Origin of the sequence: Vibrio sp. OPT46 (assembly GCF_015163535.1) — a bacterium.
Lineage (GTDB): Bacteria > Pseudomonadota > Gammaproteobacteria > Enterobacterales > Vibrionaceae > Vibrio > Vibrio alginolyticus.
The window spans coordinates 1-4,233 of record NZ_JADDYG010000262.1 but is presented as its reverse complement, the minus strand read 5'-3'; the positions used below and the strand labels follow the sequence as shown (position 1 = coordinate 4,233).

The 4,233-nt window shown below is 41.1% G+C and carries 6 protein-coding genes; all 6 read left to right on the top strand.

The window, feature by feature from the left end; translation table 11 throughout:
• The first annotated feature begins 884 nt into the window (after positions 1 to 884).
• Positions 885 to 1,178 (top strand): hypothetical protein, encoded by a 294-nt coding sequence (locus IQR33_RS12245; RefSeq protein WP_025636822.1) that lies wholly within the window; start codon positions 885 to 887, stop codon positions 1,176 to 1,178.
• Between the two features lie 36 nt (positions 1,179 to 1,214).
• Positions 1,215 to 1,424, top strand: coding sequence for a hypothetical protein (locus IQR33_RS12240; RefSeq protein ID WP_025636820.1), 210 nt, complete (start codon positions 1,215 to 1,217; stop codon positions 1,422 to 1,424).
• Between the two features lie 476 nt (positions 1,425 to 1,900).
• Positions 1,901 to 2,491 carry a hypothetical protein gene (locus IQR33_RS12235; RefSeq protein WP_139364688.1) on the top strand — a complete coding sequence of 197 codons (591 nt, stop codon included), beginning with the start codon at positions 1,901 to 1,903 and terminating at the stop codon, positions 2,489 to 2,491.
• Positions 2,488 to 2,685 (top strand): hypothetical protein, encoded by a 198-nt coding sequence (locus IQR33_RS12230; protein ID WP_193843719.1) that lies wholly within the window; start codon positions 2,488 to 2,490, stop codon positions 2,683 to 2,685. The genes IQR33_RS12235 and IQR33_RS12230 overlap by 4 nt, the downstream gene beginning before the upstream one ends.
• Before the next feature lie 179 nt (positions 2,686 to 2,864).
• Complete coding sequence (locus tag IQR33_RS12225; protein WP_025636688.1) at positions 2,865 to 3,176, top strand: hypothetical protein; 312 nt, start codon at positions 2,865 to 2,867, stop codon at positions 3,174 to 3,176.
• A 737-nt stretch (positions 3,177 to 3,913) separates the two neighbouring features.
• Positions 3,914 to 4,233, top strand: a 320-nt coding sequence (locus IQR33_RS12220) for a hypothetical protein (RefSeq protein ID WP_193843718.1), incomplete at its 3' end; no start/stop codon positions are given.

The following is a 4,233-nucleotide window of genomic DNA, read 5'->3' as shown; positions in this document are numbered from 1 at the left end:
GAACCAATCGTTAGTAATAACACTGTGGTTTATAGCTATGAAGATACGATTTTCACACTCGAACTTGAAGCAAACATTAGCTTGAATGTACATTAGACCTGGTATTGGTTTTGGGTTGTTTTTTATGTGGAAATTATATTATTACAATTTAGGTGGGTCAGCAGTAGAGAGAAAGCCTGAACCTCTTTCGCATACTTTAGAAGACAGCCTGAACATTCTCGAGCGAAGGTTTAAAAGCCAATGCCTAACAGAAGTGGTGAAGGCTAAACATTTTTCCTTGTACTCTATCTGTGTCCCCCATAAGGGAAAGAGCAATCAAAAGTCAATTAGTGGAAGATTGCTGGTATATAGAGAACCAGCACCAGAATAACCGCTCCCCAAGCGACCAGCCCCGGCAATATTGTCGGGGCTTTTTTGTCTCTGGTGTACATAAAACCAATCAACTACAATCGAAACATAAAAATTACTCTCCACTAATAGGGGTTCCCCCTAGTCGCCACCGAGGCCCACCCGCCGGACTTACCCCTGCATCCCTAAGGCTCGTTCCTCACCAAGTGCTGCCGCTCAAGGCTGTTGTCCACCAGCGCTAGGACATTGCCAACAAACCCCCGTTGTCACCGTCCTAGCAGAATGCTGGTGGCCATATGAATCGCCTTCGGCGAGCAAAAAGCATTTGTATCGCTTTTCTTAACGGCTTCGCCTAAAAAGCTGACCCTCTATCGAGCCCTATTGTGTTGCCTTTGTCCGGTCCAAAGTCAATCAATATAGTTCAGTATATTTTACCATGTAAAATGTATTAATGTGGTATTTTGGGGCGTATTTTAGTATAATTTCCTTAGTTGCTTATGTAACTATCTATTTGAAAACAATTGCTTGGGGGCAATATGAAAACAGAGTTCTGCAATTACGATAATCTTAAAAAAGTCGCTCAAGGCCAAGCAATGCTCTTTGTTTGGCCAAATGAACTAATCAATAAATCACTCACAACAATTTCTTTTACTGATGAATCTAAAGAACTAGGTCTTCAACCACTACTGATAGACGCATTCACTGCTTCCATACTAGTAAAGGTGTTAGATGCGCTAAGAGAATCAACGCAAGATAAGGTTAAAGAGAGAATTCAAACAGACAGAGCGAACTTCTGTCTGTTCTACGAAAGAGCAATGAGTGTCATCTGACAATCAAGATCATTTGTAAATGTTAGGAGGAAAGACATGTTTAAGTACTTACCAATAGCAGCTTTTCAAGCTGAATCGTTGCCAGAGACGAATGCAATTGCTACTACCCCCGATAAAACTGAATATTATCTAGACATAGCCGCTGCCAAGGAGCTTTCAGTATATGACCAACTGGTAGATATTGAACCAGAAATTGCTACATTGGCTGAAAGCGGCACGGAAGTAATAAACCTAAGTGTTTACTAATTAATGGGTATTTGACCCCAGGTAAGCCGCAATGAGTTAACATTGCGGCTTACCTACTCTCCACTAACAGGGGGTCCCCCTAGTCGCCACCGAGGCCCACCCGCCGGACTTACCCTTGCAATGCTAGGTCTCGTGCCTCGCCAAGTATTGCCGCTTAAGGCTGTTGTCCACCAGCGCTAGTACGATGCCAACAAACCCCCGTTGTCACAGTCCTAGCAGAATGCTGGTGGCCATATGAATCGCCTTCGGCGAGCTAAAAGCATTTGTATCGCTTTTCTTAACGGCTTCGCCTAAAAAGCTTTCCCTCTATCGAGCCCTATTGTGTCGTCTTTGTCCGGGCAAAAGTCAATCTCAATAGTTAACTATATTTAACTTAAATTTGTGTTTTAATATGGTATTTAATGGCGTGTTTTAGTATAATTCCTTTAATTGCTAATGTAACAATACATTCTAAAAAACAATTGCTTGGGGGCAATATGACCAAAACAATAAGCAGCTTATCTATAAGCAAGAGAAAGAAGTACATAACTACCTGCGGAAAGACCATATCGTTGTGCCCTGAAATGCACATCTGTAACTATAATTACATGGATCAATATCGTACTCAGATTGCGAGAAGGAAAGAGCTATTCCAGAAGAATGAAAATGCATATCTCTATTTTTCATACAATCTGGAACCAGGCAGTCCAGTGTATTACTTTTCGAATGGTTACAATGGGATTCACATCGATGACGTAGACCGGGAGGACTGTCTATTCTTCGGTATTATCCTCACTACTCAGATCATAGAAACGGACCTACTCATCATTTTTTTAATGTCTAAGATGCTGGTCAAAAAGAAAATCAGAGAAGGGACATATGTCTATGGCATTCATGACAAGACACTACCAGGACAGCTAGCACACCACGAAGTCGTATGGGATAAGCGCAAACAACTTTTCAACGATCATTCTGAAGTAATTAAGAAAATAAATGAGATTCATAGCTACCTTACAAGCAAGGAGATATTAGAGCTCCATAAGGAGGCCGTTCATCATTCAATCACTGCTAGTAAGGAGAATGTATGAGATTAGTAGGATTAAAGGTATTCAATAAAGATAAAGTATTAAAAGGGAAGGTTACCCAGCAATACACATCCAGTACTGATGATAGGGAGGTGCTACTAATCAACGATGATTATGAGATCTATATAGAGCAGGTTGATTACATACTCTTCACTCTAAAGCCGGATGAGCGTGGTGAGCATCTAAGAATAAAATAACCCTATGATAGCGGCTCAGGTCCGCTATCGAGCCTTAAGCCAGAAGAAAACATAATATCAGTCTCTTTCAATATCAAAGCTCTCAATAGACTACCAAAATTACATGTGTATAAATGTGGTATTTAACTCGGCCACTTGCTATAATATATAATAGTTGTTAGCAATTGCTTGGGGGCAATATGAAATTTAGAGAAATTGATGGAAAGCAACAGGTTTGTTTCGAACTGGAGGACATTCCAAGTTTTGGCAGTGACATATGGTTTCAGGTCGAATGCTTAGATGGTCTGTATTGTCTGCTTCTTAGTTACCTACGAAATTGCGGACCAACAAAGCAAGAAGAGACGATAAATAAAAAACGTAGACTCGCATTGCTACACATAAGAAAAGCATGGTGGATAATAAAAAGACAGAGATTACCTTTAGATGTCGTCAAAGGATTTAGTGTGTCAAACAAGTTTGCAAAACTTAAAGGCTTTACAGTTCTAGGATAGATTAAACTACAAGGTAATTGAGTGATGACTGATACAAGTGATCTAAGACATGTGTATAGGCTAACACTGCTTGGCAGTGGTACATGTAAGTTTGGCGACTGTGAAGTTTGCAACGAGCATTTTGATACCGGTTACTACCTAGTTCAAATGAGAGTGTATCTGAATAGATTTACCGGGAATGAACATTTGTCATATTCAGGGTGTTTTGCACTATTTGGTCATAAAGAGTGCTTGATTACTCAAACATGACTATATCGATGATTTTTATCATACGCTAAAAAGAGGCTCCCAAGGGAGCCTCTTTTTATTAGGTGGGTTTGTGAGATTTTAGCTCTCCACTAACAGGGCCCCCCCCTAGTCGCCACCGAGGCCCACCCGCCGGACTTACCCCTGCATCCCTATGGCTCGTCCCTCACCAAGTTCTGCTGCTCAAGGCTGTTGACCTCCAGCGCTAGGTCGGTGCCAACAAAACCCCGTTGTCACCAACCTAGCAGTTTGCTGGTGGCCATAAGTTTCGCCTTTGGCGAGCTAGAAGCATTTGTATTGCTTTTCTTAACGGCTTCGCCTAAAAAGCCGACCCTCTCACGAGCCCTATTGTGTCGACTTTGTCCTTCCCAAAGTCAATAAAATATGGGAACAATAATTTATAAAATATTGTGTTATCATATGGTATATTTGTAAGGGTTGGTATATAATATCCCCTTTTTAATCAATTGTTTAAATGCTTGGGGGCATGTATGGAATTAAATACTTTTACACATATGGTTACTGGAGAGGAAACTTTTATACCTGCTATGGTATTCATCCCTAACACGAACCAGCGCTTATCAGTGATGTACTGCGAAGAGTTAAAGGCGGTTGTTTGTATCAATGGGGGGTTATTCCTACCAGCTGACACTGAAGCAGCTTGCAATGGAGGCGTTGCTGGTACTCTTCAACTAGCATCGGCTTATGAAGTGGGACAGAAAGAGGACACTAAAAAAACAATCAAGCTAGGCTCATGTGAACCAGGCACAGCAACAGAATTTGGTACTGTTAGTAAGTCAACAAACACAAA

Excerpts from the sequence above, each read along its gene's own strand:
- IQR33_RS12240 (WP_025636820.1), top strand. The coding sequence starts at position 1,215 with ATGTTTAAGTACTTACCAATAGCAGCTTTTCAAGCTGAATCGTTGCCA.
- IQR33_RS12245 (WP_025636822.1), top strand. The coding sequence starts at position 885 with ATGAAAACAGAGTTCTGCAATTACGATAATCTTAAAAAAGTCGCTCAA.
- IQR33_RS12235 (WP_139364688.1), top strand. The coding sequence starts at position 1,901 with ATGACCAAAACAATAAGCAGCTTATCTATAAGCAAGAGAAAGAAGTAC.
- IQR33_RS12230 (WP_193843719.1), top strand. The coding sequence starts at position 2,488 with ATGAGATTAGTAGGATTAAAGGTATTCAATAAAGATAAAGTATTAAAA.
- IQR33_RS12225 (WP_025636688.1), top strand. The coding sequence starts at position 2,865 with ATGAAATTTAGAGAAATTGATGGAAAGCAACAGGTTTGTTTCGAACTG.